Source organism: Paenibacillus sp. YIM B09110 (genome assembly GCF_037167145.1).
Classification (GTDB): Bacteria; Bacillota; Bacilli; order Paenibacillales; family Paenibacillaceae; genus Pristimantibacillus.
This window is the reverse complement of the sequence record NZ_JBANSP010000054.1, coordinates 1-3,593: the sequence shown is the minus strand read 5'-3', so window position 1 is coordinate 3,593 and position 3,593 is coordinate 1. Positions and strand designations below refer to the sequence as shown.

The window sequence follows — 3,593 nt, the reverse complement described above, 5'->3', positions numbered from 1 at the left end:
GGCGCCGGCGAGGATCACGCCGGCGCGAGCCGCTGTTGCTGGCGCGGCCGCAGGCGCCAGCGTCAGCGCGGCGGGCGCGAAGCCGCCCGCCCCAGTGGCGCTCACGCGCCATGCTTCCGCTCCGGTATCCGCGCGGAAGGCCACGACGGCATTGCCGCCAAGCTCAGCGGCAACTGCCGTCTCTACGCTGTCCGAGCCGACCGCAATGATCGGCTCGGTCCAGCCCCCTGCCGCCGCTGCGGCGAACTCGCGGCTGAAGCGGACTTTCCCGTCCGCTTCATAAGCCGCTGCCGCCTTCGGCGCAACAAGCACGACGCCGCCCTTGCTGTCGGCGGCGAGCTTGGCCCCTTTAAGCGGCTCCTGAAGCGCCGCCTCCCACATAATGGCGTCACCCTGTACCGCGTACAGTACGCCATTGCTTCCAATGACATAGACCCCTGTTCCTGCCTCTTCTATCTCTGTAACCGACACATTCTTCGGCAGCAGAGCTGCCGTTTTCTCTCCGTCTTTATCAAGCGACAAGATTGCGTTCTGATAAGCGAAATACGGCAGTCCTTCCCCATCAGTCACCGTTTTCGAGGGCTGTAGATTTTCCGTTTTACCCGTGAAATAATAAATAGCTACCTGACCGCCTGCGCCAGAACTGTCATAGCGATACAGACGTGCACTCTTACCCGCTATGTACAACTGTCCCTGCTTGTTAACAGTAGGGGCCGATAGATCTGTATAAGTATTCAATCGCTTAAGCGATTTGCCATTACTGTCAAAATAGTTAATCCAACCATTAGCAGCGACTGTTACGACCTTGCCTGCCGCTATCGTTAAAGGTTTATGCAGTGTACCATCGCCAGCCGTACGCCAATATTCAATCTCAGGCTTCGCTTCGACCGTCGTTGTTGTTGCTGCAGCAAACGCCGCGTTTTGCTTCCCTGAAACAGAAAAAAGAGGAGCACTTCCCCCGTCGAACATGCATCCTATCGCTATCGACAGCGCAATCGCTACTCCCCATATTGTTTTGTTCTTTCTGCCTAGTGCCATTTCCTCATACTCCCTTAATTTCGATATAATGACTAGTCTCTTAGGACTATATCGTCAGTAGTATTGGGAAAATGAACAATAGGGGTCACTATTAATATTGAAGCAAATCCAGAATGTAGCTCTTCATATCCACGATACGAAGTTTATCCGGTTTATCATTCGTGCCCGCAACTATTAGCGGAACTAACGATACATTCGCATGCAAGGCGCCATGTCCTCCGCCTCCCGTATGTTCCGGTGAGCTCCCTCCCGTCAGCTCATATCCTGCCTTAGTCGTCACAACAATAAAGTCGCCCTTATGCGAGTTCAACGCTCCCCATAGACGCTGCAGACCATCCGGATATTGACCGTACATCAATTGCTTTTCTTTATGATCAACCTCCAAATCCATCACATCGGCATCCCCTTTCCAGGTCCAATGCGCGCCATAACTATCCTTCCATTGGCCTTCGGCTCGATAAGAGAAGGAATGCTCCGAATCGCCCTGGCGTACACGAATCCATTCCCCCTCCTTCCAAGCAATAAGATCGATTCTGCTATCGCCGACTAAATGCCCTGCAATACCTGCTAACGGCTGATCGGTATGCAGCTTATAAACGTATGCCATCGTTTCATTAACCGCCAACACAATTTCCGTTTCTGCGTTAATATCCGCACCCGGCTTTTGAATCCGATAACCGTCCAGCAGCTTCGTAAGATCAACAATTGGATTCTTATCCTTCGGTAAAATAGCACTCATACCGCTGTCTCCCAGCAGCATAATAACAGCCTGCTCCAGCGCTTTGTCTGTCGATCCGAATGCAGCTATAAGCCTCTCCAATTGCTTATCCAGCTTAAGTATCCCTTCTATATCTTCCGGTCCATGTTGGTGGAGCTTCTGATCCAAATCCGGCAAATATACATATAGAAAATCAGGCAATAACTGATGACGAATCAAATACTCCGTCGTCTGAATCGCATATTCGTTCGTGAATCCCACGCGATCGGTTAGTTCGACGGGAAGATTCAATTTATCCGTGAGCGGATTTGAAAAAGTGCCAAACGACAGAAAATCAGGTCCTCCTACCTTAATCCGGTCGGGCAGTGATGTCGGTGCCTTCACCCATTCCGGTATACGCAGCCAATGAGCAGTCGGCCCTCTATAAATAATGCCATTAATAGATCCCGTAGTTAGCTTGCCTGCCACTTGAACATCTTCGAAAATCGTTTGTACCGTATGATTAATATGCTTTCCATTCAAGTTCATAAGGGTATCGGCGGCAATCTCATGAATACCTTGCTTCATCACTTCCATAGGCCCTGTTCCATAATTAATGACACGATTCTCATCGGCCGAATACCAGATCAGACCGGGTAAACCATGCTTATCCGGATATGTCCCGGTGAGCAGCGATGTATCAATCGTGACTGACATCGTCGGGAACGAGCTAACCACATCTTTATAATATTGACCATGCTGTATTAAGCTCTTTATCGTTGGGAGCTGATTATTCTCCAAGCCCCGATCAATGGATTGGTACATGAGCGAATCAACGACAATCAAAATAACCTTTTTGCCAGCAATATTGGTGGAATCCACTTGTTGTCTCTCTTTAGAAGCTATGTGAAGCAGATCAGGCTCTTTCGGATTCGGTTTAGCACAACTGCACGCGAGCAACAAAAGAAGAGAGATTGCGATCATTCTAATACTACACTTCCATTTCATACGCAACCGTACATTCCCCCATGTTTTAATTATAAAATGCCCCGTATAACTAAAAATAAACAGCAAAAAACCCTTGATCTCTCAAGGGTTTCTTCATGGTATGGTGCGCGTAGAGGGACTTGAACCCCCACGGTCGCCCGCTAGATCCTAAGTCTAGTGCGTCTGCCAATTCCGCCATACGCGCGTGGGTGATGCGGGTAAAAATATGGTGAGCCATGAAGGACTCGAACCTTCGACACCCTGATTAAAAGTCAGGTGCTCTACCAACTGAGCTAATGGCTCGTGCTAAAATGGCTGGGGATTCAGGGATCGAACCTGAGAATGACGGAGTCAAAGTCCGTTGCCTTACCGCTTGGCTAATCCCCAGCAGCGATATGGTGGAGGATGACGGGATCGAACCGCCGACCCTCTGCTTGTAAGGCAGATGCTCTCCCAGCTGAGCTAATCCTCCATAAATGGTGACCCGTAGGGGACTCGAACCCCTGTTACCTCCGTGAAAGGGAGGTGTCTTAACCACTTGACCAACGGGCCGTACTTTGATTGAAGCTTGTCTTCACTTATGTAAAGTGATCTGGAGCTCTCAACCGGGATCGAACCGGTGACCTCATCCTTACCATGGATGCACTCTACCTACTGAGCTATGAGAGCATGAATGGCTCCCCGAACAGGACTCGAACCTGTGACAACTCGATTAACAGTCGAGTGCTCTACCAACTGAGCTATCAGGGAACATTACAAAGAGGTGCGGTTAAATCTCAAGGCATTGCGCCCTGAAAACTGGATACGAAAGAATGTTGCTGCTGAACTTTAGCTGTTGCCTACAGGTTGTATGGACCATATAAGCCTTTTA

At 49.8% G+C, this 3,593-nt stretch carries 2 protein-coding genes and 7 tRNA genes; all 9 read right to left on the bottom strand.

Annotated features, from left to right (window positions below):
* The coding region (locus V8F51_RS31400) for an outer membrane protein assembly factor BamB family protein (RefSeq protein ID WP_337104439.1) at positions 1–1,038 on the bottom strand (1,038 nt) is incomplete at its 3' end.
* Positions 1,039–1,129: 91 nt separating this feature from the next.
* Complete coding sequence (locus tag V8F51_RS31395) at positions 1,130–2,617, bottom strand: alkaline phosphatase family protein (RefSeq protein ID WP_337104438.1); 1,488 nt, start codon at positions 2,615–2,617, stop codon at positions 1,130–1,132.
* A 227-nt stretch (positions 2,618–2,844) separates the two neighbouring features.
* Positions 2,845–2,927, bottom strand: a tRNA-Leu gene (locus V8F51_RS31390).
* A gap of 22 nt (positions 2,928–2,949) precedes the next feature.
* Positions 2,950–3,025: transfer RNA gene (locus V8F51_RS31385), tRNA-Lys, on the bottom strand.
* 9 nt (positions 3,026–3,034) lie between these two features.
* Positions 3,035–3,109 (bottom strand) — tRNA-Gln (locus tag V8F51_RS31380).
* Positions 3,110–3,118: 9 nt separating this feature from the next.
* Positions 3,119–3,194, bottom strand: a tRNA-Val gene (locus tag V8F51_RS31375).
* Between the two features lie 5 nt (positions 3,195–3,199).
* Positions 3,200–3,274, bottom strand: a tRNA-Glu gene (locus V8F51_RS31370).
* A gap of 41 nt (positions 3,275–3,315) precedes the next feature.
* Positions 3,316–3,391 (bottom strand) — tRNA-Thr (locus V8F51_RS31365).
* Positions 3,392–3,396: 5 nt separating this feature from the next.
* A tRNA-Asn gene (locus V8F51_RS31360) sits at positions 3,397–3,472 on the bottom strand.
* Positions 3,473–3,593 lie beyond the last annotated feature (121 nt).